Origin of the sequence: Streptomyces sp. NPDC051364, from assembly GCF_040682115.1 — a bacterium.
Classification (GTDB): Bacteria; Actinomycetota; Actinomycetes; order Streptomycetales; family Streptomycetaceae; genus Streptomyces.
Window position 1 is genome coordinate 434712 of the sequence record NZ_JBFBAH010000005.1, and the last position, 26680, is coordinate 461391.

The 26680-nt window shown below is 72.0% G+C and carries 29 protein-coding genes and 1 pseudogene; 9 read left to right on the forward strand and 21 right to left on the reverse strand.

What is annotated here, in order from left to right:
* Positions 1–78 precede the first annotated feature (78 nt).
* Complete coding sequence (locus AB0M76_RS14120) at positions 79–492, forward strand: hypothetical protein (RefSeq protein ID WP_266666008.1); 414 nt, start codon at positions 79–81, stop codon at positions 490–492.
* Positions 493–539: 47 nt separating this feature from the next.
* Positions 540–1319: a nucleotidyltransferase family protein gene (locus tag AB0M76_RS14125; protein ID WP_365953109.1), complete on the forward strand. Its 780-nt coding sequence runs from the start codon at positions 540–542 to the stop codon at positions 1317–1319.
* Between the two features lie 81 nt (positions 1320–1400).
* Here the strand turns inward: AB0M76_RS14125 and AB0M76_RS14130 are convergent, their stop codons facing one another.
* From AB0M76_RS14130 to AB0M76_RS14155, 6 genes are all read right to left on the reverse strand, one after another.
* Positions 1401–2978, reverse strand: a complete 1578-nt coding sequence (locus AB0M76_RS14130) for a DoxX family protein (RefSeq protein WP_365953110.1) — start codon at positions 2976–2978, stop codon at positions 1401–1403.
* Between the two features lie 158 nt (positions 2979–3136).
* On the reverse strand, positions 3137–4108 hold the full coding sequence (gene rlmB / locus AB0M76_RS14135) for a 23S rRNA (guanosine(2251)-2'-O)-methyltransferase RlmB (RefSeq protein WP_365953112.1): 972 nt from the start codon (positions 4106–4108) through the stop codon (positions 3137–3139).
* A gap of 112 nt (positions 4109–4220) precedes the next feature.
* Positions 4221–5621: a cysteine--tRNA ligase gene (gene cysS, locus AB0M76_RS14140; protein ID WP_365953113.1), complete on the reverse strand. Its 1401-nt coding sequence runs from the start codon at positions 5619–5621 to the stop codon at positions 4221–4223.
* Positions 5622–5724: 103 nt separating this feature from the next.
* Complete coding sequence (gene ispF, locus AB0M76_RS14145; RefSeq protein ID WP_365953114.1) at positions 5725–6261, reverse strand: 2-C-methyl-D-erythritol 2,4-cyclodiphosphate synthase; 537 nt, start codon at positions 6259–6261, stop codon at positions 5725–5727.
* Positions 6251–6997, reverse strand: coding sequence for a 2-C-methyl-D-erythritol 4-phosphate cytidylyltransferase (gene ispD / locus AB0M76_RS14150; protein WP_365953115.1), 747 nt, complete (start codon positions 6995–6997; stop codon positions 6251–6253). Before ispD ends, ispF begins: the two co-directional genes overlap by 11 nt.
* A 267-nt stretch (positions 6998–7264) precedes the next feature.
* Positions 7265–7747 carry a CarD family transcriptional regulator gene (locus AB0M76_RS14155; RefSeq protein ID WP_003953493.1) on the reverse strand — a complete coding sequence of 161 codons (483 nt, stop codon included), beginning with the start codon at positions 7745–7747 and terminating at the stop codon, positions 7265–7267.
* Between the two features lie 649 nt (positions 7748–8396).
* Between AB0M76_RS14155 and AB0M76_RS14160 the strand changes: the two genes are divergently transcribed.
* Positions 8397–9080: a DUF461 domain-containing protein gene (locus AB0M76_RS14160; protein ID WP_365953116.1), complete on the forward strand. Its 684-nt coding sequence runs from the start codon at positions 8397–8399 to the stop codon at positions 9078–9080.
* Between the two features lie 134 nt (positions 9081–9214).
* Here AB0M76_RS14160 and AB0M76_RS14165 read toward each other — a convergent pair.
* The 3 genes and pseudogenes from AB0M76_RS14165 to AB0M76_RS14175 form a co-directional block, all read right to left on the reverse strand.
* Positions 9215–9286, reverse strand: a pseudogene (locus AB0M76_RS14165) (DNA-binding response regulator); the annotation flags it as partial.
* Positions 9287–9409: 123 nt separating this feature from the next.
* Positions 9410–10090: a response regulator transcription factor gene (locus AB0M76_RS14170; RefSeq protein WP_007265514.1), complete on the reverse strand. Its 681-nt coding sequence runs from the start codon at positions 10088–10090 to the stop codon at positions 9410–9412.
* 52 nt (positions 10091–10142) lie between these two features.
* Complete coding sequence (locus AB0M76_RS14175) at positions 10143–11369, reverse strand: ATP-binding protein (protein ID WP_365953117.1); 1227 nt, start codon at positions 11367–11369, stop codon at positions 10143–10145.
* A gap of 213 nt (positions 11370–11582) precedes the next feature.
* On the opposite strand from AB0M76_RS14175, the gene phoU reads away from it, so the two are divergent.
* Entirely contained in the window at positions 11583–12260 is a 678-nt protein-coding gene (phoU, locus tag AB0M76_RS14180; RefSeq protein ID WP_053787880.1) for a phosphate signaling complex protein PhoU, read from the forward strand.
* A 118-nt stretch (positions 12261–12378) separates the two neighbouring features.
* A complete protein-coding gene (locus AB0M76_RS14185) occupies positions 12379–12528 on the forward strand; it encodes a hypothetical protein (RefSeq protein WP_266665998.1) in 150 nt (49 codons plus the stop codon).
* 195 nt (positions 12529–12723) lie between these two features.
* Here the strand turns inward: AB0M76_RS14185 and AB0M76_RS14190 are convergent, their stop codons facing one another.
* Positions 12724–13059: a hypothetical protein gene (locus AB0M76_RS14190; protein WP_365953118.1), complete on the reverse strand. Its 336-nt coding sequence runs from the start codon at positions 13057–13059 to the stop codon at positions 12724–12726.
* A gap of 272 nt (positions 13060–13331) precedes the next feature.
* Positions 13332–14090, reverse strand: a complete 759-nt coding sequence (locus AB0M76_RS14195) for a phosphoglyceromutase (protein ID WP_365953119.1) — start codon at positions 14088–14090, stop codon at positions 13332–13334.
* Between the two features lie 152 nt (positions 14091–14242).
* Between AB0M76_RS14195 and AB0M76_RS14200 the strand changes: the two genes are divergently transcribed.
* Complete coding sequence (locus AB0M76_RS14200) at positions 14243–15505, forward strand: MFS transporter (protein WP_365953120.1); 1263 nt, start codon at positions 14243–14245, stop codon at positions 15503–15505.
* Positions 15506–15575: 70 nt separating this feature from the next.
* Here AB0M76_RS14200 and AB0M76_RS14205 read toward each other — a convergent pair whose 3' ends face one another.
* Together AB0M76_RS14205 and mshA are read right to left on the reverse strand one after the other, a co-directional pair.
* Positions 15576–16079, reverse strand: coding sequence for a YbjN domain-containing protein (locus AB0M76_RS14205; RefSeq protein WP_365953121.1), 504 nt, complete (start codon positions 16077–16079; stop codon positions 15576–15578).
* Positions 16072–17409, reverse strand: coding sequence for a D-inositol-3-phosphate glycosyltransferase (mshA, locus tag AB0M76_RS14210; protein ID WP_365953206.1), 1338 nt, complete (start codon positions 17407–17409; stop codon positions 16072–16074). The genes AB0M76_RS14205 and mshA overlap by 8 nt, the downstream gene beginning before the upstream one ends.
* 254 nt (positions 17410–17663) lie before the next feature.
* On the opposite strand from mshA, the gene AB0M76_RS14215 reads away from it, so the two are divergent.
* From AB0M76_RS14215 to AB0M76_RS14225, 3 genes are all read left to right on the forward strand, one after another.
* Positions 17664–18473, forward strand: a complete 810-nt coding sequence (locus tag AB0M76_RS14215) for a class I SAM-dependent methyltransferase (protein WP_365953122.1) — start codon at positions 17664–17666, stop codon at positions 18471–18473.
* 224 nt (positions 18474–18697) lie between these two features.
* On the forward strand, positions 18698–19759 hold the full coding sequence (locus AB0M76_RS14220; protein WP_365953123.1) for an NlpC/P60 family protein: 1062 nt from the start codon (positions 18698–18700) through the stop codon (positions 19757–19759).
* 285 nt (positions 19760–20044) lie between these two features.
* Positions 20045–21334, forward strand: coding sequence for a fused response regulator/phosphatase (locus AB0M76_RS14225; RefSeq protein WP_365953124.1), 1290 nt, complete (start codon positions 20045–20047; stop codon positions 21332–21334).
* Between the two features lie 20 nt (positions 21335–21354).
* On the opposite strand, the gene AB0M76_RS14230 is transcribed toward AB0M76_RS14225, so the two are convergent.
* The 8 genes from AB0M76_RS14230 to AB0M76_RS14265 form a co-directional block, all read right to left on the reverse strand.
* The gene (locus tag AB0M76_RS14230; RefSeq protein ID WP_266665990.1) at positions 21355–21702 is read right to left on the reverse strand and encodes a DUF2516 family protein; all 348 of its coding nucleotides are present in this window, start codon (positions 21700–21702) and stop codon (positions 21355–21357) included.
* Positions 21703–21846: 144 nt separating this feature from the next.
* The gene (locus AB0M76_RS14235) at positions 21847–22434 is read right to left on the reverse strand and encodes a hypothetical protein (protein WP_365953125.1); all 588 of its coding nucleotides are present in this window, start codon (positions 22432–22434) and stop codon (positions 21847–21849) included.
* 26 nt (positions 22435–22460) lie between these two features.
* Positions 22461–22859 carry a helix-turn-helix transcriptional regulator gene (locus AB0M76_RS14240; protein ID WP_365953126.1) on the reverse strand — a complete coding sequence of 133 codons (399 nt, stop codon included), beginning with the start codon at positions 22857–22859 and terminating at the stop codon, positions 22461–22463.
* Between the two features lie 51 nt (positions 22860–22910).
* The gene (locus AB0M76_RS14245; RefSeq protein WP_365953127.1) at positions 22911–23330 is read right to left on the reverse strand and encodes a VOC family protein; all 420 of its coding nucleotides are present in this window, start codon (positions 23328–23330) and stop codon (positions 22911–22913) included.
* Between the two features lie 10 nt (positions 23331–23340).
* Positions 23341–23775, reverse strand: a complete 435-nt coding sequence (locus AB0M76_RS14250; RefSeq protein WP_365953128.1) for a helix-turn-helix transcriptional regulator — start codon at positions 23773–23775, stop codon at positions 23341–23343.
* Between the two features lie 9 nt (positions 23776–23784).
* Positions 23785–24294: a hypothetical protein gene (locus tag AB0M76_RS14255; protein WP_365953129.1), complete on the reverse strand. Its 510-nt coding sequence runs from the start codon at positions 24292–24294 to the stop codon at positions 23785–23787.
* 283 nt (positions 24295–24577) lie between these two features.
* Positions 24578–25396, reverse strand: a complete 819-nt coding sequence (locus tag AB0M76_RS14260) for a putative protein N(5)-glutamine methyltransferase (protein ID WP_365953130.1) — start codon at positions 25394–25396, stop codon at positions 24578–24580.
* 20 nt (positions 25397–25416) lie between these two features.
* Positions 25417–26661, reverse strand: a complete 1245-nt coding sequence (locus tag AB0M76_RS14265) for a GNAT family N-acetyltransferase (RefSeq protein WP_365953131.1) — start codon at positions 26659–26661, stop codon at positions 25417–25419.
* Positions 26662–26680 lie beyond the last annotated feature (19 nt).

Sequence of the window (26680 nt, forward strand, 5' to 3'; positions counted from 1 at the left end):
CGAAAAGCCACGTCGAACCATCCCCCGACCGGGTGACTAAATGTCGCCAAATCTTCACCGAGCGCTACTCTCGCCCTCGTGACCCACACTGCCCGCCGTATCGGCCGTTCCCTCGCCCTGGTCCTGCCCGTCGTCCTGGTCCTGTCCGGGACCCTCGCGGTCACCATGGTCCCCTGGGCGGACAACACCCCTTCCCAGATCCTGACCGCCTCCGCCGAGGACGTGTCCGTCCCCGCGAAGCCGCGCGCCGCACAGGACGTGCTGCGCGACAAGCTGCTGGGCGAGCTCCAGCAGGGCGAGGCGCCAGGTGACGTCCTGACGCACCTCCAGCGGGAGGTGGACCGGCGGCCGTCGCTGGCCGAGCACTGCGTGGGGATCGCGCGGGCGCTCGGGCGGGCTGCGGTCGATGCGTACGGCCCGACGAAGGCGCAGTCCTTCGCGCGTCCCGTGTGCGACACCTCGTACGCGACCGGCGTTGCCTCGATGGGCTGACGGGCGTCGCCGTACTCCTCCGGGTCGGGGCCTCTACGCTGACGGCCATGACCGATGCACCTCCCGTGTCCCGCTCCTCCGTTTCCGCGGCCGCGTACCCGGCCTCCCTCGCTCAGGCGCCTGCTCAGGCAGTCGTGTTGGCGGGTGGCCAGGGTTCGCGGCTGCGTCCGTATACGGACGACCGGCCGAAGCCGATGGTGGAGATCCCGGGGACCGGGGTGCCGATCATCGGGCACCAGCTGGCGTGGCTGGCAGCGGAGGGGGTGACGGATGCCGTGGTGTCGTGCGGGCATCTCGCGGAGGTGCTCCAGGACTGGCTGGCCAAGGCGGACCTGCCGTTGCGGGTGACGACGGTGGTGGAGGACGAGCCGCTGGGGCGGGGCGGTGGGCTGAAGTACGCGGCCCGGCACCTGCCGCATCCGGACCGGGCCTGGTACGCGACGAACGGGGACATCTGGACGCGGTTCTCGCTGCGCGAGATGGCGGCGTTCCACGCGGAGCGGGGGGCGACGGCGACACTGGCGCTGGCGCGGCCGCGGATTCCGTGGGGGGCGGTGGAGACCAATGAGTTCGGGCAGGTGCTGGACTTCATCGAGTCGCCGCCGTCGCCGTATCTGATCAATGCGGGCGTGTACGTCTTCGGTCCCGAATTCGCGGCGCTGCTGCCGGACTTGGGTGATCACGAGCGTACGACGTTCCCGCGGCTGGCGCGCGAGCGGCGGCTGGCGGGCTTTCCGCTGCCGCAGGGGGCCTACTGGCGGGCGATCGACACGGCGAAGGACCTGACCGAGGCGGCACGGGAGTTGGCCGCGCAGAGCGGCTCCTGAGGCCCTGCGTGCACCGTACGAAGCCGGGGCCGGCGCGCTGTGTGCGCGCCGGCCCCGGCTTCGTTTCGTCCCGCTGCGTCGTCAGCCGAGGAGGCCGCCGACGAGGCCGGGCTTCTTGGACGGCGCGTCGCCGCCGGTGCCGCCACCGCTGCCCGAGCTGGAGGACGGCGGCTTCGGGGTGGACTGCTTGGGTGTGCTGCCCGAGTTCTGGCCGCTGCCGGAGCCGCGGGTCGCGGTGGGCGACTGCGAGCCGGTGCCGGCGGTCTCCTTGGTGGTGGAACCGGTGCCGCCCCGCCCGGACTTGGCGGCGGGCGCCGAGGCGCTGGCGGTGGGTTCGGCCGGCTTGGAGGGCTGCTGGGCGGTGGGCTTCTGCTGCTGTTGCTGCTGCTTGGCGGGGGCCTGCGGGAGCGGGGAGCCGGGCAGGTAGTTGCTGGGGGCCTGGCCGGGTCCGGGCACGGTGACCACGGTGGTGGAGCGGACGGCGCCGCCGAGGAGCGAGCCGGTGAGCAGGGTGAGTCCGCAGACGACGGTGGCCATGATGGTTCCGCGGCGCAGGACGCGCCGGCGCAGCCGCCAGATCTCGGAGCGGGGTCCGAGGGTGCGCCAGGCCTCGCCGGCGAGGCGGCCGTCGAGGGAGTAGACCGGGGCGCCGGCGATGATCAGCGGGCTCCAGGCGGCGAGGTAGATGATGTCGGGGGCGTCGTAGGCGGGGACGGTCTTCCAGCTCACCGTCATGAGGAGTGCGGCGGACAGCAGGGCGCCGATGCAGGCGGCGAACCGCTGCCACAGGCCGAGGACGGTCAGGACGCCGACGATGACCTGGAGGAAGGCAACGCTGAGCCCGGCCCCGACGGGGTGGGCGAGGGCGAAGTCGCGCAGGGGTTCGGCGAGTGCCCAGGGCTGGAGGGTGCGGAGCCAGGTGACCATGGAGCCGCGTTCGCCGCCGTCGAAGTAGACGGGGTCGCACAGCTTGCCCATGCCGGCGTAGATGCAGATGAAGCCGAGGAAGACCCGCAGCGGGAGGAGCACGACGCCGAGGTTCATGCGGCGGCCGGGGTAGTACGAGGCCTGCCCGCGGGTGTCGGAGGAGGCCCGGCGGGAGTCGGTGCCGCGTCCGCCGTCGGGGCTGCCGTAACTGTCGTAGCTGTCGTAGGGGCCGCCGCCCGCGTACCGGGCGTCGTACGGGAGGTCGCGGGCGGGGGCCGGCGGCCGGATCCCGTCCGGGTCCCCGTAGGTGCGCTGGCCGATGACGGTCGGCGTGGCGAGGGTGTCCTCGGCCAGGTCGCGGGCGAGGTCGACGCGGGGAATGGTCTGGGTGGTGCCCCCGTCGCCGTCGTCGTAGCCGCCGTGGCCGCGCCCGTGTTCGCGTACGGCCTGGATGAGTCCGCCCATTGCGGCGGTGTCGCCGGGGGCGGACCTGCCGCTCCAGACGACGGGGGCCCGGCGGCGGCCGGCACCGGCGGCGGCGACCACGGCGCCGCCGAGGACGGGCACGCGGCCGGGGGCGTTCGCGGGCTTGGAACGCGCGCTCGGGCTCGGTGCGAGCCGCACGCGGAAGCTGGCGTGGTTGACGATGACCTGTGCGGGATCGCACGGCACCTTGACCATGCTCAGCGCGGGCTGGTCGTCGAACCCTGACGTTCTGGTGTCCACACTCATCTAACCGAGTGATCAGTGTTTAGGACACTGCCTTGACAGGAGGGATGTGTCCGAGACCCGTCAAGATCAAGCCACCCCGCCCGAAAGGGGCGGGGTGACACGCTCACGGGTCACTTTCCGTGAGCCAAGTGGATCAAGGCGGCGGGGCCGCCCGGGGGTCAGGCGCGGCCGCGGGTGGCCCGGCGGCGGGCCGCCTCGTAGAGCACGACGCCCGCGGCGACACCGGCGTTCAGCGACTCGGCGCCACCCGGCATCGGGATGCGGACGAGGTAGTCGCAGTTCTCGCCGACGAGGCGGCCGAGGCCCTTGCCCTCGGAGCCGACGACGATGACGACGGGACCGCCGAGCGCCTCCAGGTCCTGCACCTCGTGCGTGCCCTCGGCGGCGAGGCCGACGATGGCGATGCCGGCCTTCTTGAAGTCCTGGAGGGCACGGGTCAGGTTGGTGACGCGGGAGACCGGGGTGCGGGCGGCGGTGCCGGCCGAGCTCTTCCAGGCACCGGCGGTCATACCGGCCGCGCGGCGCTCGGGGATGACCACGCCGTGACCGCCGAAGGCGGAGACGGAGCGGACGATCGCGCCGAGGTTGCGGGGGTCGGTGACCCCGTCGAGGGCGACGATCAGCGGGTCGTCGCCCTCGTCGTACGCGGCGGCGGTGAGGTCCTCCGGGTGCGCGTACTCGTAGGGCGGGACCTGGAGGACCAGGCCCTGGTGGTTGAGCCCGTTGGTCATGCGGTCGAGCTCGGGGCGCGGGGCTTCCATCAGGTTGATGTTGCCGCGCTCGCCGGCGAGCTGGAGGGCCTCGCGGACGCGCTCGTCGTTGTCGATGAACTGCTGGACGTAGAGGGTGGTGGCGGGGACGCCGTCGCGCAGCGCCTCGAAGACCGGGTTGCGGCCGACGACCATCTCGCTGGTGCCCTTGGGGCCGCCGCGGCGCGGGGCCGGACGGCGCTTGGCGGCCTGCCGGGCCATGGCGTTGCTGATGCGGTTCGCTTTGTGCTTCTTGCGGTCCTCGGCCTTGGGCGTGGGGCCCTTGCCTTCCAGGCCCTTGCGCCGCTGGCCACCGCTGCCGACCGTCGCGCCCTTCTTGTTGGACGTGCGGCGGTTCCTGCGCTGGCTGTTCCCGGCCATGACCTCTACCTGTTTTCGTTGATGCTGCGATATGTACGTATGAAGAGTGTGCCGCCCGGAACGCCGGGCGGCCACCAAACTCGGCTGCCCGGGCTCAGCGCGGGCCGAGCACTCAGCGCGGGCCGAGCGTCCAGCGCGGACCTGCCGGGCTGTCCTCGATGACGAGGCCGGACTGCTGGAGCTGGTCGCGGATGGCGTCGGCGGTCGCCCAGTCCTTGCGGGCCCGGGCGGACTCGCGCTGTTCCAGGACGAGGCGTACGAGGGTGTCGACCGCGCCGTGGAGGTCCTCGCCGCGGTCGCTCTCCTCGGCCCAGTGCGGGTCGAGCGGGTCGAGGCCGAGGACGCCGAGCATGGCCCGTACCTCGGACAGCCGGGCGATCGCGGCGTCCTTGTCGTCGGCGGCGAGGGCGCTGTTGCCCTGACGGACCGTGGTGTGGACGATGGCGAGCGCCTGCGGGACGCCCAGGTCGTCGTCCATGGCCTCGGCGAAGGCGGGCGGGACCTCGGGGGCGGGGTCGACGGTCTTGCCGGCCTTCTCGATGACGCGCTGGTAGAAGCCCTCGATGCGCGCGAACGCGGACTCGGCCTCGCGCAGCGCCTCCTCGCTGTACTCGATCATCGAGCGGTAGTGCGGGGTGCCGAGGTAGTAGCGCAGGACGATCGGGCGCCAGTTCTTGACCATCTCGGAGACGAGCACCGAGTTGCCGAGGGACTTGGACATCTTCTCGCCGGACATGGTGACCCAGGCGTTGTGGACCCAGTACTTCGCGAACTCGTCGCCGAAGGCCTTGGCCTGGGCGATCTCGTTCTCGTGGTGCGGGAAGATCAGGTCCAGGCCGCCGCCGTGGATGTCGAAGGCCTCGCCGAGGTACTTGTGCGCCATGGCGGAGCACTCGAGGTGCCAGCCGGGGCGGCCGCGGCCCCACGGGGTCTCCCAGTCGGGCTCGCCGGGCTTGCTGGCCTTCCACATGGCGAAGTCGCGGGGGTCGCGCTTGCCGGTGATGCCTTCCTCGGAGGGCTGGCGCAGGTCGTCGATGCTCTGGTTCGACAGCTCCAGGTAGCCGGGGAAGGAGCGCACGTCGAAGTAGACGCTGCCGTCCGCCTCGTAGGCGTGGCCGCGCTCGATGAGCGTGCGCATCATCTCGATCATCTCGGGCACGTGGCCGGTCGCGCGCGGCTCGTACGTGGGCGGGAGGCAGCCCAGCGCGTTGTAGCCGTCGTTGAAGGCGCGCTCGTTCTCGTAGCCGATGGACCACCACGGGCGGCCCTGCGCCTCCCCCTTCGAGATGATCTTGTCGTCGATGTCGGTGACGTTGCGGATGAAGGTGACGTCGAGGCCGCGGTAGGTGAACCAGCGGCGCATGACGTCGAAGTTGAGGTACGACCGGATGTGCCCGATGTGCGGGGCCGCCTGGACGGTGGCGCCACAGAGGTAGATCGAGACGCAGCCCGGGACGAGCGGGGTGAAGTCACGGATCTGCCGGGCGCTGGTGTCGTACAGGCGAATAGTCACGGCATCCAGGGTAGTGCGCCTGCGGCAGTGCCCCGCGACCCTTTAAGGGCGCGGGGGCGCTTTGTTGCCGAAGCGGTGTCGTCGGGGACCCGTCCGGACCGGCCTACGCGGGGTTCGTCCGGTACACCAGTGCGGTGGCGATGGCGGCGAGGCCCTCGGCGCGGCCGGTGAGGCCGAGGCCGTCGGTGGTGGTGCCGGAGACGGAGACGGGGGCGTCGGCGGCCGCCGCGAGCGCCTTCTGCGCTTCTTCGCGCCGTTTGCCGATCTTCGGGCGTACGCCGATCACCTGGATGGCGATGTTGCCGATCTCGAAGCCCTCGGCGCGGACGATGCGGGCGGCTTCCGCCAGGAGGGTGACGCCGGCGGCGCCGGACCATTCGGGGCGCGAGGTGCCGAAGTGCGCGCCGAGGTCGCCGACGCCGGCCGCGGAGAAAAGGGCGTCGCAGGCGGCGTGCGCGGCGACGTCGCCGTCGGAGTGGCCGGCGAGACCGTCCTCGCCCTCCCAGAGCAGGCCGGCGCACCACAGCTCGCGCCCGGCCTCGAAGGCGTGCACGTCGGTGCCGATTCCCACGAGCGGGATGACGGGGCCGGCGGCGCCCGCCGCGGCGGACTCCTCGGAACCTGCGGGGCTAGTACGCATCGGTGGCCCTCCTGCGGGCGAGTACGGCCTCGGCGAGGACCAGGTCGAGCGGACGGGTGACCTTGAAGGCCTCTTCGTGGCCGGGGACCACCATGACGGTGATGCCGAGCTGTTCCACCATTCCGGCGTCGTCGGTGGCGCCCTCGCCGTTGACGGCGATGGTCTCGTGCGCGCGGACGAGGGTGTCGAGGTCGAAGCCCTGCGGGGTCTGCACGGCGCGCAGCCGGGCCCGCTCGGGGGTGGCGACGACCGGCTCGGGCTCGCCGGGCTTGCCGGGCTCGACCTCCTTGACGGTGTCGGCCAGCGGCAGGGCCGGCACCACGGCGGGCGAGCCGTCGCGTACGGCCTCGACGACGGAGTCGACGGTGTCCACGGGGACGAGCGGGCGGGCCGCGTCGTGGATGAGGACGGAGGTGATGTCCGCGGGGAGCGCGGCGAGGCCGGCGCGTACGGATTCCTGGCGGGTTTCGCCGCCGGGGACGACCAGGATCTCGGTCCGGTCGGGCAGGGCGTGCTCGTCGACGAGCCGGCGTACCTCGGCGGCGCCGTCGGGCGGGGCGACGACGACCACGAGGGAGACGGCCCGGGAGCGGGCCATCGCGCGGACGGCGTGGATGAGCATGGGGGTGCCGCCGAGGGCCCGCAGGGCCTTGGGGGCGCCGGGACCGAGGCGTACCCCGCGGCCGGCGGCCGGGATCACCGCGGCGGTGCGGTGGGGGCGCGTTTCGTCAGACATCAGTAGCTCCGAGCCAGGTTTGTGACTTCGGCCGACATGGGTATGGCCTGAAGGGTGCCGGGTGCGACGCCCTCGCCCCTTCCGTGACGACCGGTCGAGCAGGCTGTCCGGACCCGGCACGCCGGTGGAAAAAAGACCGGTGGAAAAAAGATGTGGGTGCAGACATGCCGCAGCGCCCGGCAACAGCCCTCTCGTGGAGGAGAGGGCGTGTCATCGGGCACCGCGGCACAACCGTGTGAACGCTGTTTTCCTGGGCGGCACGCCGCGTCAGGACGCGAGAACCTCGTCGAGGAGGGCTTCCGCCTTGTCCTCGTTGGTGTTCTCGGCGAGCGCGAGCTCGCTCACCAGGATCTGGCGCGCCTTCGCGAGCATGCGCTTCTCGCCCGCGGAAAGCCCGCGCTCACGCTCACGACGCCACAGGTCACGCACCACTTCGGCGACCTTGATGACATCGCCAGAAGCGAGCTTCTCCAGATTTGCCTTGTAGCGCCGGGACCAGTTCGTCGGCTCTTCGGCGTACGGTGCACGCAGCACCTCGAAGACCCGGTCCAGCCCGTCCTGGCCGACTACGTCGCGAACGCCGACGAACTCCGCATTGTCCGCAGGCACACGAACCGTCAGGTCGCCCTGGGCGACCTTGAGCACCAAGTAGGTCTTGTCCACGCCTTTGATCTGGCGAGTTTCGATGGCCTCGATCAGCGCGGCCCCGTGATGGGGATAGACCACGGTGTCGCCAACCTTGAACGTCATGTGACAGGTACCCCTTCCGTGGCTATCCAGGGTAACACGAGAACTGACTGTTATGAATGGCGTTTTCGCAGGTCAGGGCACATCTCGGGGCTTGACAACAGCGACACGAACGTGCTGCGAAGGGCTTCCGGAGGGGGGTATTCGCAGGTCGGAGCCGCTGTGCGGACCGGGCGAAACGGCCACGTTACACCCCGGTGAGGGCCCCACCCCTGTGACGTACGTCCCGTTTTGCCGGTTTCGAAGCCGGGAAACCGAACTACTCCGTTCGACTGGCGACCACCCGTACGGAGCGGTTCCGGCCCAATCCGGAATTGATCACCGGGGGCCGTTCGAAGGAATCCCGGAATTGATCACGGCAGGTCCGGCGGGCGATATGCGGGCGGCACATGATCGGCAGATGAACGGCGCGGGAAGTATCCGGCAGGAAGACGGCCGGAAGGACCGCCGGAAGGGCGCACGGAAGAGCGGACGGAATGGAAGATCGCGGGGCCGGTGCAGGGCGGCCCGTGCCCTGCGGAGGGTCGGGTGCGGGGGCGGGGCGGCGGCTCGGTAACCTAAGCGCGCTGACACACCCTTAGGACGGCTTTACCTCGGCCGCCCTGGGACTGCCCACCCTTCCGTTCCGTACGTCCAAGGAGTTGCCGCCGCCGTGAGCCGCAGCCTTCGACGCGGCGCCCTCGCCGCCACCGCCGTCGTGTTCTCGATCGCCTCGCTGGCCGCTTGCGGTGCAGGCAGCAACGCGGAGACGCTCCAGATCAAGCCGGACAACGCCGCCGTCACCAAGGGCGACATCAAGATCCAGAACGCGCTGGTGATCACCAAGGGCGAGAAGGAGAAGAAGGGCCCGGCCGCGGTCTCCGCGACGGTCTTCAACACCGGCGAAACGCCGCAGACCCTCGACGCCATCACCCTCCCGGGTGGCAAGTCCAAGGTCGTCCTGAAGGGCGCCGAGGGCGCGGCCGGCAAGGTCACCGTGCCGGCCGGCGGCTCCGTGGTCATCGGCGGCAAGGGCAACCCCTCCGCCGTGATCGAGGGCGGCGAGGCCGTGCAGAACGGCAACGCGCAGAGCGTCGTCTTCCAGCTGAGCAAGGCGGGCGACGTCGAGCTCGAGGCGTTCGTCGTCCCGGGCACCGGCATGTACGCGGGCTTCGGCCCGACCGAGGCCCCGGCCGCGGCCCCCGGCGCCGCCCCGTCGGGCAGCCCCTCGGGCACGCCGTCGGGCAGCCCGTCCGGCTCCCCGGCCACGACCCCGTCGGGCGCCGCTTCGGGCACCCCGTCGGGCGCGGCCTCGGGTTCGCCGTCGGGTTCCCCCTCGCACAGCGCCGGCCACTGATCCGGTAGCACCACGTACGAAAGGGCCCCCCTCCGCTCCGGCGGAGGGGGGCCCTTTCGTATACGACGGCGATGCGATCTGACGGCTACGGACTACGGCTCGGGGCGCAACCGCCGAAGGCCACGGCCTACGGCCTACGGCTCGAACTTGTAGCCCAGACCACGGACCGTGACCAGGTAGCGCGGCGCGCCCGGGTCCGGCTCGAGCCCCACCCCACGTGCGCCCCTCGCACCGATCGGCCCCAGGGGCCTCCCGGGCTTCGGGACGCTGCGCCGGCCTCCGACCGGCCACGCGCAGCCAGAGCCCCCGCAACCGCCGGAGGCTACGGCCTACGGCTCGAACTTGTAGCCCAGACCACGGACCGTGACCAGGTAGCGCGGCGCGCCCGGGTCCGGCTCGATCTTGGCGCGGAGGCGCTTCACGTGGACGTCCAGGGTCTTGGTGTCGCCGACGTAGTCCGCGCCCCAGACCCGGTCGATCAGCTGCATGCGGGTCAGTACGCGGCCCGCGTTGCGCAGCAGCATCTCGAGCAGGTCGAACTCCTTCAGGGGGAGGTCCACCTTGGCTCCGGCGACGGTGACCACGTGGCGGTCGACGTCCATCCGTACGGGGCCGGCCTCCAGCGCGGCCGGGGTGACCTCCTCCGGCTCGCCGCGGCGGCGCAGGACCGCGCGGATGCGGGCGACCAGCTCCCGCGAGGAGAAGGGCTTCGTGACGTAGTCGTCGGCTCCTATCTCCAGCCCGACGACCTTGTCGATCTCGCTGTCCTTGGCCGTCACCATGATGACGGGGACGTTGGAGCGGCCGCGCAGCTGCCGGCAGACCTCCGTGCCGGGCAGGCCGGGGAGCATCAGGTCGAGGAGGACGAGGTCGGCGCCGTTGCGCTCGAACTCGTCGAGCCCGTCGGGCCCGGTCGCGGCGATGGCGACCTCGAAGCCCTCCTTGCGGAGCATGTAGGACAGGGCGTCGCTGAAGGATTCCTCATCCTCGACGACGAGCACTCGGGTCACGGAAGGACCTCCAGGGCAGGGATGGCTGGCGTGGTTCTTTGAGGAGGGTGGTTCAGGCAGGGGTGGGGTGGCTGGGTGCGGGGGCGGGCTCCGCGGCCGGGCCGGCCGTGGATGCCGGAGCCGGAGCGGCTGCTTCCGGCAGGCGCAGGGTGAACGTGGAGCCCTGACCCTCCGAGCTCCATACGGACACCTCCCCGCCGTGCGAGGCCGCTACGTGCTTCACGATCGCAAGGCCGAGGCCGGTTCCTCCCGTGGCACGGGAGCGGGCCGGGTCCACGCGGTAGAAGCGCTCGAAGATGCGCTCGCGGTCCTTTTCCGGGATGCCGATGCCCTGGTCGGTCACGGCGATCTCGATCAAGTCTCCCCCAGGTGCCGCGACCCTGCGTCCGGCTATGCCGACGCGGGTGCGGGCGGGGCTGTAGTTGACGGCGTTCTCGACCAGGTTCCCGAGGGCTGCCGCGAGCTGGCCGCGGTTGCCCCAGACGCGCAGGTCGGCGGTGCCGCCCGAGGCCATGATGATCTGCTTGGAGGACGCCGTGTGGCGGCAGCGGTCGATGGCTTCGGCCACCAGGGTGTCCACCCGTACGGGCTCCGCGTCCTCGAGCGGGTCGTCGTTCTGTACCCGGGAGAGGTCGATGAGCTCCTGCACGAGGTTGATCAGGCGGGTGGCCTCGATCTGCATGCGGCCGGCGAAGCGGCTGACCGCCTCGGGGTCGTCCGAGGCGTCCATGACGGCCTCGGACAGCAGGGAGATGGCCCCGACCGGCGTCTTCAGCTCGTGCGACACGTTCGCGACGAAGTCGCGCCGTACGGCCTCGATTCGGCGGGCCTCGGTGAGGTCCTCGACCAGGAGCAGGACGAGCCGGGAGCCGAGGGGGGCGACGCGCGCCGAGACCGCGAGGGCCTCGCCGCGGCCGGTGCCGCGCCGGGGAAGGTCGAGCTCGACCTGGCGTATCTCCCCGTCGCGGCGGGTGTCGCGGGCCATGTGGAGCATGGGCTCGACGGCCAGTTTGCCGCCGCGTACGAGCCCGAGGGCGTAAGCGGCGGACGAGGCCTTGACGACGGCGTCCCCCTCGTCGAGTACGACGGCGGAGGAGCGGAGCACGGAGAGGACGGTGTCCACGCCGGGCGGGAGCACCGCATTGATGTCGGGGCGCATGGAGCTCCGGGTGGGGCGGGCTTGGTCGCGCTCGCTCCAGCGGAACGCCAGCATCGCGATCACACCGGTGCAAAGACCGGCGATCGCTGCAGCTGCGGCGACCGCCGCGTTCACGTCCATGCATCCAGGTTAAGCAGGCACGACGGCACTTCCACAGCCGTTCGGGGGGCACCTCGAACAGTCGTCGCCCAGAGTTCACCGTGGCGACGGGGTTGATTCACTTGTGATGCCGGAGTCGGACGCGTTTGCGGCCCACCGTGTCAACGTGGGGGCATGAGGCCGCCCCGGCCCGGCCCGTGGGGCAAGAGGCAGTAGGCAAGAGAGGGACAACCCATGCGTGACGCGTACCACGAGGAACTGGACTCGATCGGAGAAGGCCTGGTCGAGATGGCACGGCTCGTCGGTTCCGCGATCGGGCGGGCCACGACGTCCATGCTCGACGCCGATCTGAAGCTCGCCGAGAGTGTCATCGCCGCCGACCAGAAGGTCGACGACCTCCAGCACGACCTGGAGGCCCGTGCCATCGCGCTGCTCGCGCGCCAGCAGCCCGTCGCCACCGACCTGCGCATCGTGGTGACCTCGCTGCGCATGTCCGCCGACCTGGAGCGCTCGGGCGACCTGGCCCAGCACGTGGCGAAGCTGGCCCGGCTGCGCTTCCCCGACACGGCGGTGCCGCGCGACCTGCACGCGACCATCCTGGAGATGGGGCAGCTGGCGCAGCGCCTGATGGCGAAGGCGGCCGAGGTCATCATCACGAAGGACGTCGACCTGGCGCTCCAGCTGGAGCAGGACGACGACGAGATGGACCAGCTGCACCGCACGCTGTTCCAGCACCTGATGGACGACCGCTGGAAGCACGGCATCGAGACCGCGGTGGACGTGACCCTGCTGGGCCGCTACTACGAGCGCTTCGCGGACCACGCGGTGTCGGTGGCCAAGCGCGTGGTCTACCTGGTGACGGGCGAGCACGCGGACGAGCTGCAGGCTCCGACGCAGGTCGACGGCGTCTGAGCCGTTCTGCCCCCGTGCGCCGTTGACGCGCCGGTGCGGCTGGGCATGAATGAGGGCGAAGGCAGTAAGAGGCACGGAAAGCAGAAGACGCCACGCACTCCGCCTGCGAGGAGGATCCATGCCCGATTCCCCCGTCCCCATCACCCCGGACCACGAGCAGCAGCCCCGGCCCGAACCCCTGCGGCTCCCGCTGCTCGCGGCCTGCGGCTGCGGCTCGGGCTGCGGCTGCGGCTGCCAGTCCGGCGCGCCCTGCCAGTGCGGCGGCTGACCCCGCCCGGCATCCCGTACGTGAAGGGCCCCGACCGCATCCGTCGGCCGGGGCCCTTCACGTGCCCTGCGCGGCTCCGGGTCCGCCGCCCGCCCGGGGGCGGACCCGGGATCCCCGTCATGCGGGGCGGGGGACGGGCTCGCCCTTGAGGTGCGGGCCGTTGTCGGTCGGAGGCCGGTTGTCCTGGGCGCCCGGCTAGTCCGTCACATCGCGTTCCGCAGGCGTGACGCACTTGCCGTCGCCCTCCCAGGCGTCACGCCAGACGTACCCCGACTGGCACTGGTTGCTCCCCGGCTGACGGTTGGGGTTCCAGGCATGCGCCTCGTCACGCTCTGCCGACGTGACGCAGAGGCCGTCGCCATCGAAACTGTCACGCCAGACGTAGCCCGGCTGGCAGTGGTTGCGCCCGGGCTCGCGGTTGGGATCGTCGGCGCGGACGCCGGTGACCGGGGACCGGACCGGCGGCCCGGTCGCCGCGGATGCCGGCAGCGCGACGGCTCCGGAGATGAACGCTGCCGCGGTGAGGGCCACCCGAAGCGCGTGATGCGGCGCCGCTTGGACGTGGCGGGGGCCGGGTGTGAAGGTCGTGGGACATGGGTGCTCCTTGAGAGTCTGCGTCCGGCGGGAGAGGCAGCCGGATCCGTGCCCGGTCACGGCGTGACCAGACCTCAAGTACGCGCGAGGCGGGCCTTCCCGTCATGACACGGATGTACGTGACTTGACGGGAGGCAGCAAACCGGAACAGCGAAAAGCCCCCTGCCGGCGGGGAAACTGCTGGCAGGAGGCTGTTCCGTGGGTCAGGGTTACTTCTTGCCCTGGTTCTTGACGGCCTCGATGGCGGCCGCGGCGGCGGCCGGGTCGAGGTAGGTGCCGCCCGGGTTGAGGGGCTTGAAGTCGGCGTCCAGCTCGTAGGAGAGCGGGATGCCGGTCGGGATGTTGAGGCCCGCGATGTCGGCGTCGGAGATGCCGTCCAGGTGCTTGACCAGCGCGCGGAGGCTGTTGCCGTGCGCGGCTACCAGGACGGTGTGGCCGTCGAGGAGGTCCGGGACGATCGAGTCGTACCAGTAGGGGAGCATGCGGACGACGACGTCCTGGAGGCACTCGGTGCGCGGGCGCAGCTCCGGCGGGATCGACGCGTAGCGCGGGTCCTCGGACTGGGAGAACTCCGTACCGTCCTCGAGGGCCGGCGGCGGGGTGTCGTACGAGCGGCGCCACAGCATGAACTGCTCCTCGCCGAACTCGGCGAGGGTCTGGGCCTTGTCCTTGCCCTGGAGCGCACCGTAGTGGCGCTCGTTCAGGCGCCACGAGCGGTGGACCGGGATCCAGTGGCGGTCGGCGGACTCCAGGGCGAGCTGCGCGGTGCGGATCGCGCGCTTCTGGAGGGACGTGTGGACCACGTCGGGGAGCAGGCCGGCGTCCTTGAGCAGCTCACCGCCGCGGACCGCCTCCTTCTCGCCCTTCTCGTTGAGATTGACGTCCACCCAGCCGGTGAACAGGTTCTTCGCGTTCCACTCGCTCTCGCCGTGACGGAGGAGGATCAGCTTGTACGGTGCGTCGGCCATGCGTACGAGCCTAATGGACGCGCGGGGGCGCCCGCGCGCGGTGTCCACGGCCGTGGATTGACGGTGCGCGTCAATCCGGTGGCCTTCGCAGACCCCCCACCCGTAGGGTGCGGTGAGCAGGAGAGCCACTTACATCGCCGGGGGGATTCCGTATGTCCGTTGCCAGTCTCAGACGGGCGGCGCGCGAGAGCGTGTCGGGGCTGCCGCGGGAGTTCTGGTGGCTGTGGACCAGCACGCTGGTCAACCGGCTCGGGGCCTTCGTCGCCACGTTCATCACCTTGTACCTGACCGTGGACCGGGGCTATTCGGCCTCCTTCGCGGGACTCGTGGTGGCGTTGCACGGGCTCGGCGGGGTGATCTCCTCGCTCGTCGCGGGCGTGATGACCGACCGGCTGGGCCGGCGCCCGACGCTGATGGCGGCTCAGGCTTCGACGGCGTTCTCGGTGGCGCTGCTCGGCTTCATGGAGCACCCGGCGGCCATCGCGGCGGTGGCGCTGCTGGTCGGTATGACCTCGAACGCCTCGCGCCCCGCGGTGCAGGCGATGATGGCGGACATCGTCCGGCCGCAGGACCGGGTCCGGGCCTTCGCGCTGAACTACTGGGCGATCAACCTCGGCTTCGCCGTCTCGGCGACGGTGGCGGGCTTCGTCGCCGAGTACAGCTACCTCGCCGGGTTCCTCGGCGAGGCGGCGCTGACGCTGGTCTGCGCGGTGCTGGTGTACGTGAAGCTGCCGGAGTCGCGGCCGGAGCGGACCGCCGCGGAGAAGGCCGCCGCCGAACCGGAGATCGGGCTCGGGAGCGTGCTGCGGGACGGGCGCTTCATGGGCGTGGTCGGGCTGTCGTTCCTGATCTCGCTGATCTTCATGCAGGGGTCGTTCGGACTGCCGCTGGCCATGGGCACGGGCGGCTTCTCCGCCGGGGACTACGGGCTGGTCATCGCCGCCAACGGGGTGCTGATCGTGCTGCTGCAGATCCCGGTGACCCGGTTCATCGAGCAGGGCGACCCGCAGAAGCTGCTGGTGGTCTCGGCGCTGCTGGCCGGGTACGGGTTCGGGCTGACGGCCTTCGCCGGCTCGGTGTGGAGCCTGGGACTGACCGTCTGCGTGTGGACGCTGGCCGAGATCATCAACTCCCCGACCCAGATGGGCCTGGTCGCCCGGCTCTCCCCGCTGCACGGGCGCGGCCGCTACCAGGGCATGTACACGATGTCCTGGGCGGTGGCCTCGCTGCTGGCTCCGCTGATGGCCGGGTTCATGATCGACCAGTGGGGCGCGGGCTGGCTCTGGGCGTCCATGGCGCTGCTGGGCACGGTGGCGGCGCTGGGCTACTGGCTGCTGATGCGGAACCTGGCCGAGAACGAGCCCGCGTCCGTGGTCTCGGCATCGGCTGCGGCCCCGGCAGCCGTCGAGGCCTAGAGCGGGTGCTGCCCCGCCGTACGAAGCCTCCGCGCGCGCGGAGGCTTCGTACGTACAGGGCGTGCTGCGCTCAGGACGACGGCTGCGTCAGGTGCTTGAAGGCGTCCAGGTTGTACGTCGGCTCGCCGCGCGAGACGCGCCATTCGTACTCGCGGCGGATCGCGCTCGCGAAGCCCAGCTCCAGCAGGGTGTTGAAGGCTCCGTCCGCCGCCTCCAGGACCGTGCCGAGCAGCCGGTCCAGGTCCTCCGGGGTGACCACGGACAGCGGGAGCCGGGCCGTCAGGTAGACGTCGCCGAGGGCGTCGACCGCGTAGGCCATCCCGTACAGCTTGAGGTTGCGCTCCAGCAGCCAGCGGTGGACGCCCGCCTCGTTCTCGTCGGGGTGCCTGATGACGAAGGCGTTCACCGACAGGGAGTGCCGGCCGGCCCGGACCGAGCAGGTGGTGCTCAGTTTGCGGGTGCCGGGGAGCTGGACCACGTACGAGCCCGGCTCCGGGCTCTCCCATGCGAGTCCGGCCTCGGCGAGGGTGCTCTCGATGATCGCGGTGGTGTCGGCGGTGTCAGCGTCAGCCATGGTGGGAGCGTACGCGACGGCGGTGATCATGCATGGCTGCGGTGTACACGTCGGCCGTGCCGCTCGCCGCCGTGTCCCAGCCGAAGAACTGCGCGTGCCGCGCGGCCTCGCCGCCCATCCGGCCCGCGAGCCCCGGGTCGTCCACGAAGCGCCGCAGCTCCCGTGCGTAGTCCACCGGGTCGTGCCCGGGTACGAGGATGCCCGTCACCCCGTCGTTGACGGCGACCGGCAGCCCGCCGACCTCGGCGGCCAGCACCGGTGTGCCGGTGGCCTGGGCCTCGATCGCGACGAGCCCGAAGGACTCGCTGTACGAGGGCATGACCAGCACGGACGCCGCCCGGAACCAGTCGGCGAGCGCGTCCTGGCGGACCGGCGGGTGGAAGTGGACGAGGTCGGCGATGCCGAGCTTCGCCGCGAGCTTCTGCAGCCCCTCCGGCTTGGCCAGGCCGCTGCCGCTGGGGCCGCCGACGACGGGGACGAAGAGGTGGCGGCGCAGCGAGGGGTCCCGGTCGACGAGCTCGGCGACCGCGCGCAGCAGGATGTCGGGGGCCTTGAGCGGCTGGATCCGGCCGGCGAAGAGCGGGATGACGGCGTCCTGCGGCAGGCCGAGGCGGGCCCGGGCGGCGGCCCGGCCGTCGGCGACGGTGAAGCGGTCGAGGTTCACGCCGGGGTGGACGACGGCGACCTTGCCGGGGTCGGCGTCGTAGTGCCGGACCAGCTCGTCGGCCTCTTCGGTGGTGTTCGCGATGAGCCGGTCGGCGGCGGCCACGATCTGGGTCTCGCCGATGACGCGGGCGGCGGGTTCGGGCGTGTCGCCCTCGGCCAGCGCGGCGTTCTTGACCTTGGCCATGGTGTGCATGGCGTGGACGAGGGGGACGCCCCAGCGCTCGGCGGCGAGCCAGCCCACGTGGCCGGAGAGCCAGTAATGGGAGTGGACGAGGTCGTAGTAGCCGGGCCGGTGGCCGGCCCAGGCCTGCATGACGCCGTGGGTGAAGGCGCACAGCTGGGCCGGGAGCTCCTCCTTGGCGAGGCCTTCGTACGGGCCCGCGTCCACGTGCCGTACGAGGACCCCGGGGGCCAGCTCGACCACGGACGGGAGGCCGCCCTCGGTGGCGCGGGTGAATATCTCGACCTCGATGTTGATCGCGGCGAGGCGCTTGGCCAGCTCCACGATGTACACGTTCATACCGCCGGCGTCGCCGGTGCCGGGCTGGTGCAGCGGTGAGGTGTGCACGCTGAGCATGGCGACGCGGCGCGGCTTGCGGTGGTGGCCGACGGCCGGCAGGCGCAGGCGGGGCGGCTCGTGGCGGGTGCCGCGGGCGGCGGCGATCCGGCCGCTGAGACTGCCGCCGAGGCGGGACACGTACTGACTCAAGAGAGCAGTTCCTCTCGCTCGGACGGCGGCGTGCTGGACGGTACGGGCAGGGGCAGGGCACGGCGGACGGAGCGCGCGGGGCGCCCTCCAAGGAGTGCAACCCGGACGGCCGTGTCCCGCATTCCGGGAGCCGGTGTTTTTTCCTCGGTGTTTGCCGCGCGGTCTGCCCTCTTTTCATCCGGCGGGGGCCCTCCGCTTACGCTCGGCGCATGTCCTCCCGCTCCGCCCCGCCCCCGCGCCGCCCTGTGGGCACGGTGACCCGCGGGACGACGAACCCGAACCGGCTGCGCCGGATGGACCGCTGGATCGCGGCCACGCACGGGGCGGTGCTGCGGCGCTCGCAGGCGCCGGTCGCGGTGGACCTCGGCTACGGGGCCGCGCCGTGGACGGCGGTGGAGCTGCTGGGGCGGCTGCGGGAGGCGGCGCCCGGGGTGCGGGTGGTCGGCATCGAGATCGAGCCGGCGCGGGTCGCGGCGGCGAAGCCGTACGAGCGCGAGGGGCTCAGCTTCCGGCACGGCGGGTTCGAGGTGCCGCTGGAGGGCGGGGCCCGGCCGGCGCTGATCCGCGCGGCGAACGTGCTGCGCCAGTACGACGAGGAGCAGGTGGCGGCGGTGTGGGAGCGGCTGTGTGCGCGCCTGGCCCCGGACGGGCTGCTCGTCGAGGGGACCTGTGACGAGATCGGGCGGCGTCATGTGTGGGTTGCGCTGGGGCCCGAGGGGGCGCGCACGGTGACGTTCGCGACCCGGCTGGGTTCCCTCGAGCGCCCTTCGGACCTGGCGGAGCGGCTGCCGAAGGCGCTCATCCACCGCAATGTGCCGGGCGAGCCGGTGCATGCGTTCCTGCGCGACTTCGACCGGGCGTGGGCGGCGGCGGCCCCATACGCCTCGTACGGGGCGCGTCAGCGCTGGATCCGGACGGCGCGGGCGCTGGCCGCGGACTGGCCGCTGGCGGACGGGCCGGGGCGGTGGCGGCAGGGGGAACTGACGGTGCGTTGGGAGGCGTTGCGCCCGGCGGGGTGAATGTGGCGGTGCGGGGAACCGGTTGCCGGGGTGGCCCGTTGAGCCGTCGGGATGTGTGTGGGGGACTGAGGAAGATCGGGATGACACCCGTGAGGGTGTTGGAATTCACCGACTCGTGGCACCATCCCGAAGGCAGTGCAAAGTTACTGACGAATAGTCAGATGTGATGTCGGATCCGGTGCGGATCCGGCGTCGGGTCGGACTCGGGGCACCTTGGGGGGACCATGGGGACCGTGGAGCGTAGGCGGCGCAGCGGTGCGTCCGCTCTCACGCTGCTGTGTGCGACGGCGCTGCTCGCCGTGGCGGGCATGAGCGGTGTGGCGCAGGCGGCGCCACTGCCGGAGCCGGGCGCCAAGTCCCTTGAGCAGGTGCGCAAGGAGATCGACGAGCTGTACCGCCAGGCGGGCACGGCGACGGACGCCTACAACCTCGCCGAGGGCGAGGCCAAGGCCCAGTCCGCCAAGATCGTCGAGATCGCGAAGCAGGTGGTGGCGGGGCAGGACCGGATCACGGCCCTCAAGAACCGCGCGGGGGCCGCCGCGCGCGCCCAGTACCGCTCGGGCGGGATGCCGGCCGGCGCGCAGCTGGCGCTGAGCAGCAGCCCGAGCCAGTTCCTCGACGGGGCGGACCGGATCCGCCGGGGCGAGAAGGCCGCCACGGACCTGATGTCCGAAATGAACCGCACGCAGAGCGACTTGCAGCAGTACGCGAAGGACGCGAGCGCGCAGTGGGAGAAGCTCGAAGCCAACCGGATCAAGCAGGAGACCTCGAAGAAGCAGATCGAGCAGAAGATCAAGGCGGCGGAGGCGCTGGAGAGCAAGCTCCAGGCCGAGGAGAAGGCCCGGCTGATCCAGCTCGAGCAGGAGGCGCAGTACAAGGCGCAGTCGGCATGGCTGTCGACGGGCGTGCTGAAGGAGATCAACAGCTCGGCGTCGGAGTCGGGGAAGAGGGCGATCCAGTACGCCACGGCGCAGATGGGCAAGCCGTACGTGTGGGGCGCCGAGGGCCCGGACTCGTTCGACTGCTCCGGCCTCACCTCGCAGGCCTGGCGGGCGGCGGGCAAGGGCATCCCGCGCACCTCGCAGGAGCAGCTGCGGCTGCTGCCGAAGGTCGCGATCAAGGACATGCGGCCGGGTGACCTGATCATCTACTTCGACGACGCCAGCCATGTCGGGATGTACGTGGGCGACGGCGCGATCGTCCACGCCCCCCGCCCGGGCCGCAACGTCACCCTGACGGGCGCGGGCTCGATGCCGATCAAGGCAGTGGTCCGCCCGGACGCATAACCGCACCCGGCGGGCTGCGGCCACCGGCCGTGAGGGATCCGCGACGCGGAGTGGGAAAGGCCGTGGCGGAGGGAACCCGCGGGGGGTTCCGGACGTCTCGCTGGGCGGGACGGCTACGGCCTCCGTCGTGACGTTGGTCATTCAGTGGTCAGTCAGTGAGGCGCATTCCCCCGCGATAACGGCATATGACGGCGGCCCTGTCCCGGAACACCATTCCGTTCTGCGGCCACCGACCGCTAGGGTCTGCCGGACGCACCCTCGGGGGGAGGGAAGGAACCGGAGACGATGGCCGTACCCGTACCGCGGCAGAGGGAGACCCCCGCCACGGAGAGCGCCCAGGCCGCTCAGCTGCCCGCAGCCCCGCACGCCACCGCACCCCAGGCGTCCCTGACCCTGCTGGTGATCGAGGACGACCCCGCCGGCGGGCTCACCGTGCCCGAGATCCTCGACGCCGACCGGCACCGCATCCGGCTCCGCACCGCCCGCAACCTCACCGAGGCCGCGCGCCTGCTCACCCACGACGTGCACTGCATCCTGCTGGACCTCTCCCTCCCCGGGACGGGGTCCACCGCAGGCGGCGGCTCGCGTACCGCGGTCGTCGACCAGCTGGACACCCTCCGCGAGGTGCTCCGGATCGCGCCCCGCCACGCCGTCCTCGTCCTCACCGCCGAGGCCGACGCCGAGCGCGCCGCCGAGGCCGTCCGGGTCGGCGCGCAGGACTTCCTCTTCCGGGACGAGCTGGACGGCCGCCTCCTCAGCCGGGCGATCCGCTACGCCGTGGAGAGAAAGCGGGCGGACATCGCCCAGTACAAGCTCGCAGAATCGAAACTTCGGGCCCAGGAGAACGCCCGCCTCGAGCGCGGCCTGCTCCCCAACCCCCTCCTCGAGGGGTCGGACCTCCGCTTCGCCGCCCGCTACCGCCCCGGCCGCAGCCGCGCCCTCCTCGGCGGGGACTTCTACGACACCGTCCGCACCCCCGACGGCACCGTCCACGCGATGATCGGCGACGTCTGCGGCCACGGCCCCGACGAGGCCGCCCTCGGCGTCGAACTCCGCATCGCCTGGCGCGCCCTGACCCTGGCCGGCCTGTGCGGGGACGACCTGCTGGCCACCCTCCAGGAGGTCCTGGAGGTGGAGCGCCCCTGCGAGGAGATCTTCGCGACCCTGTGCACGGTGGACATCTCCCCCGATGGCCGCCGCGCGGGCCTGTGCCTGGCCGGCCATCCGGCGCCGCTGATATCCCGGCCGGGCCGCCGCGCGCAGCTGCTCCCGTACGAGAACAGCGGGCCGGCGCTCGGCCTGCTGCCCAAGGCCCGCTGGCCCCGCCGCCAGGTCGAGCTGGGCGGCACCTGGAGCCTGATGCTCTACACCGACGGCCTGATCGAGGGCCGCATCGGCGAGGGCAAGGAGCGGCTCGGGCAGGACGGCATGGTCGAGATGATCAACCGGCACCTCGGCGACGGCCTGAGCGGCGAGAGCCTGCTGGAGGCCTCCGTCACCGAGGCCCGGCGCCTCAACGGCGGCGAGCTCACCGACGACGTGGCCGTGGTCCTGCTCTCCCGCTCGGAGGGTTAGCCGAGGGTCAACCGGGGGGCTCAGCGCCCGCCGTTGTACGGGCCGTACGGGCCGTCGCTGCTGCTGCCGCCCTTGCGCCGGCCGCCACCGCCGCCGCCCGAGACCTGCTTGAGGGCCGGGCGTACGTCGACGAAGAACACGATGGTGGCCACGAGGCCGGCGATCTCCAGGAACAGCATCCCCAGGAAGAAGTCCACCACCACGGTGACCCCGAGGATGACCAGCCAGAACGTCTTGGTCTGCTTGTCGGCGGCGCGGTACGCGTCCTCCCGCGCCAGCAGCGCGAAGACGAAGGCCACGACGGCGAGTGCCAGCATGGCGAACCCGAGCAACGGGAGCACGCCGTTATCGAACCCGTTCATCAACATCGCCTCGACCGCCTTCTCACGCCTCGCACGCCTGATGCCGCCTGCCTCCACGCTACCGGCAGAGCGGCCCTCGCAGACAACAACGGGCCGGACACCCCGCTGGTGCCCGGCCCGCCGTCACGGAAACCGCTTCCGGTCCGCGATTCAGCTCTCGTCGCCCGCCATTGCGGCGGCCTTCTTCGTGTTGTTCCTGCGCGCCGCGGCCTTGCGGGCGGCGGGCTTCTCCTCATCGGAGCCCGCGGCCTCGGCCGAGGCGTCGGCGGCGGGCGCCTGCGCCGGCTCCTGCTTCGGCTCCTGCTTCGGCTCGACGGCGACCGCGATGTCGACGATCTCCTCGGAGACCTCGCCCCGCCAGGTCCGTACGGCCTGCTCGCCGTGCTCGGCGACCTTGTCGTAGGTCTCCTTGGCACGCACGGCGTACTCGGCGGCCACGCCGACCCCGCGCAGCGCCAGGTCCTGCGCGGTCTCCCCGAGCTTCTTCGGGTCGATCGCGGTCAGCACCTCGGCGAACTTGGCGGTGACCGCCTCCTGCGCCTCCCTGGCCTTCTCCTGCACGATCTTCGGGTCGGTGTTCTTCACGGCCTCGATGCGTGCGGGTGCCTCGGCGCGCAGCTGCTCGATGAGCCCGGGCACCTTCTTCGCCTGCTGCACCGCGAGATCGGCGGTGCCGGCGGCGAAGTAGAGCGGAGTCGGGTCGGTGAGGGTCTTCTTCAGGTCATCGGCGATGGCCATGTGGCTGGTCCTCCCGGATCAACAGTTCAGTTCGTAGGGTGCATGTCGGTGTCGTCGTCCGCGTCGGCCAGGTCGGCCTCGGTCGCATTCTCCTTGCGGAACGAGTCGTAGATCTGGAGCAGCACCTGCTTCTGCCGCTCGTTGATGGACGGGTCGCCGAGTATCGCGGCCCGCGTCTCCACCTCGTCGCGATCCCGCTCGTCGAGGATCCCGGCCTGGACGTACAGCGTCTCCGCGGAGATCCGCAGCGCCTTGGCGAGCTGCTGCAGGATGTCCGCGCTCGGCTTGCGCAGCCCGCGCTCGATCTGGCTCAGGTACGGATTCGACACCCCCGCCGCGTCGGCCAGCTGCCGCAGCGAGAGCTGAGCCTGCCGCCGCTGCTCGCGGAGGTACTCGCCGAGATTTCCGACGTTGAGCGATGCCATGCCTCGATCCTGCCGGACTCTGCTAACTATTGCAAGCGCATGCTTGCAAAATCACCCACCGGCGCGCGGCTGGTTGAAGCGCAGCATGTTGCCGGCCGGGTCGCGGAAGGCGCAGTCGCGGACCCCGTACGGCTGATCGATCGGCTCCTGGAGCACCTCGCCGCCGGCGGCCCGGATGCGCTCGAAGGCGGCATCGACGTCGTCGGTGGAGAAGATCACGCCGCGCAGCATGCCCTTGGCCAGCAGCTCGGCCATCACCTGCTTGTCGGCCGGCGAGGCGTTCGGGTTCGCGGCCGGCGGTTCGAGGACGATCTCCACGTCCGGCTGCGCGGGTGAGCCGATGGTCACCCAGCGCATCCCCTCGAACGCCACGTCGTTGCGGACCTCCATGCCGAGGGCGTCGCGGTAGAAGGCGAGCGCCCTGTCGTGGTCGTCGACGGCGATGAAGCACTGGGACAGCTTGATCTCCATGCCATCGACGCTACGGGCGGGCGCCGGTTTCCGCTTCTCCGCCCGCGACCGTTCCGTTTCTGACCGGCCGGGTGTGGATCTTGGCGATGCATGCCGGGATGGCCGCGCCGGGGTCGTGGCGGCGGGCCCGGTAGGCGCTCGGGGTCTCGCCGACCAGCTCGGTGAAGCGGGAGCTGAACGACCCCAGCGAGGTACAGCCGACCGCGAAGCAGACCTCCGTCACGCTGAGGTCGCCCCGCCGCAGCAGCGCCTTGGCCCGCTCGACGCGCCGGGTCATCAGGTAGCTGTACGGGGTCTCCCCGAAGGCGGCCCGGAAGCTGCGGGAGAAGTGCCCGGGCGACATGAGGGCGACGCGCGCCAGCGCCGGGACGTCGAGCGGCTGCGCGTAATCCCGGTCCATCGCGTCCCGGGCCCGGCGCAGCCGTACGAGATCCTCGAGGTTCACCCTGCCAGCCTAAGGCGGCGGTGGCGGGAGACCGCGACCGCCGCCAGGAGGGGGCCCCAGGCGACGAGGGGGGAGGTAGAGGAAGCCCGCGACCATGGCGCCCGGGGCCGTCATGTCCGGGTGCGGGAGGCTCCACCACAGGACGAACGGGGTCCACAGGCAGATCAGCCCCACCGCCCCGGCGCCGGCCACCACCGTGACGGGCCGCTGCGGGATCCGGCGGCCGCCGAGCAGCGGGACCCAGGACGGGAGCACCTCGCCCCAGGGCCGGACCAGGCCGAGCGTGAGCAGCGCCAGCAGCTCGGTGGCCACGCTGAGGCCGATCACGTACACCCGGCCCCAGCCGGGCAGGCCCGCGGCCACGTACCCGGCCTCGGTGTACCCGGCGAGGAAGCCGGCGCCCAGCAGGAGGCGCCAGATGCCCGACGGCAGGGCGAGAAGCGCGGTGACGTGCGCGGCCCGGACCGCCCAGCGGGGCGCGGCCGGAGCGGCGGGGCGGAGCTGCTGCGTGTGCGACATGCAGACCATCGTCCCGACCGCCCCGCACCCCCGCATCACGCCCGTGAACGGTCCCCGCCCGGCCGCCTCCCCCGCCCGGGGGAGACCCCGTCGGCCGGTCAACTCACTCGTCACACCATCGTGTTGTCCGCAGGCAACGTTCGCCCGTCAAGGAGCGGCGTCCGGTGCGTGGTCTCGGCGTGCCGGCAGCAAGCGCTCGTACTGGACGTACTTGAGCTTTCGGCCGGTGCGGCGAGAGTACGTGCCGGGCGTCGCGACGGGGCAAACGTTGCCTGACGCGGCACTAGGCCGCGCGGGTGCCGATCACCACCGTGGCGGGCAGCTCCTCCGAGGTCGTCGCGCGGACCGCCAGGCCCGCCGCCGACAGGGCCGAGGCCGTCTGCGGGGACTGGCGGGCGCTCGTCTCGATCAGCAGCCTGCCGCCCGGCGCCATCCAGGGCAGGGCCCCCGCCGCGACCCGGCGGTGGATGTCCAGGCCGTCCGCGCCGCCGTCCAGGGAGGTCAGGGGCTCGTGGTCGCGGGCCTCCGAGGGGAGCAGCCCGATCTCCTCCGTCGGCACGTACGGGGCGTTGACCACCAGCAGGTCCACCCGGCCGCGCAGCGAGTCGGGGAGCGCCGCGTACAGGTCGCCCTCGTGGACCCGCCCGCCGTACGGGGCCACGTTGAGCCGCGCGTACGCCAGCGCCGCCGGGTCGATGTCCGCCGCGTGCAGTTCCACCCGGGAGCCCAGCTGCGCCGCCACCGCCGCGCCCAGCGCGCCGACCCCGCAGCACAGGTCCAGCACCACCGCGTCCGGACGGGCCAGGGCCACGGCCTCCTGCACCAGGAACTCGGTGCGCCGGCGCGGTACGAAGGCCCCCTCGCCCACGCGCATGCGCAGTCCGCAGAACTCGGCCCAGCCGACGACGTGTTCCAGCGGTTCGCCGCCGGCCCGGCGGGCCACCAGGCCCGCCAGGTGGCCGTCGCCCTCGGCGGCAGCCGTCAGCAGCTCCGCCTCCTCCTCCGCGAAGACGCAGCCCGCCGCGCGCAGGGTTTCCACAATCGAAGTCACGTAGTTCAGCTCACTCCTCGGTCGTCCACCAACGATCCCATGCCGTGTCATGCCGTCTCAGGCCTGCGGGATCAGAACATCGTCGGGCACCACGGGCGGCGGGCCGTACGGAACACCGCGTCCGCGAGCGCCAGCGCCCCCGGCCGCTCCTCCGCGATCCGCCCCAGCGCCCCGAGCCGCACCGCCGACTCGTCGCCGAGGTACAGCGGGCCCAGCTCCGACACGTCGAGGCGCAGGTCCGCCGGGTCCTCGGTGACCGTGCACTCCCCCGTGCCCGCGTCGAGCCGGTAGCGGCCCGCGGCCGGCCCCGCCGCGTCCGCCACCTCGAGTACCAGGACCCCGGGCACGGCATACGTCCGCGCACTCAGGGCCCGTACGACGTCGATCACCCGCACCCACAGGAAGTCCGAGGCGGTCACGATCGTGGCCGAGCGCGGGTCGGGCAGCAGGTGCGGGACGAGGTCGTCGGGGGCCCGGTAGCCGGTACGGACCTTCAGCACCCAGTCGATGGAGCACAGGAAGTGCCACAGGGCGCGCTCCGCGTCCGGGGTGACCGCGATCAGCTCCTTGACCTGCACGGTGTTGAGCGGGACCTTCCCGTCCGTCCAGTGGTCGTCGGAGGTGTACACGGCGAGGCCGGCCGGCTCGCCGTCCGCCGTCCGGTACACGGCGTGGAACTTGTCCTTGTACGGGCGCAGCGACATCTCCTCCAGCCCACAGGCCAGGCGCCACCATCGCTCGTCCCGGCTGACCGTGCCGGGCGAGACCGCCCGCAGCCGCTCGTGCAGCCCGGGGCCGATCGCGTGCGCCTCGGCCACGTCCACCAGCTCGATGCGGCCGCCGTCCGCGGGCCCGGACCAGCGCGGATCGAGCCCGGTGCGGCTCACGTCGATCTCCCACTCGGTGATCGAGGCCGCGGACCCGTAGCCGTACCGCCCGTAGATCGGGTACTCGGCGGAGATCAGCGTCGACACGACGTCGCCGCGGGCCTGCGCGGCCGCCAGCTCGGCGGCCATCATCCGGTTCAGCAGGCCGCGCCGGCGGTGAGTGGGCAGCACGGCGACATTGGTGACGGCGCTCGCGGGCACGGCCCTGCCGCCGGGGACGGTCAGCTCCTGGGCGAAGGAGCGCAAGGTGGCCACGCAGCGGCCGGTGCCGGAGTCGAAGGCGCCCAGCGTGCGGTCCAGGACCGTGTACTTGGCCCGCTGGGCGAGGTCGGACTCGGTGGTGCGGTCGGGGCGCAGGAAGCCCGTGTTCACGGCTCGGAGCCAGTCGGGGAGTTCGGATGCGGCGATCGGCCGGACGTCTGCACTCATAACCGGCCACGCTAATCGC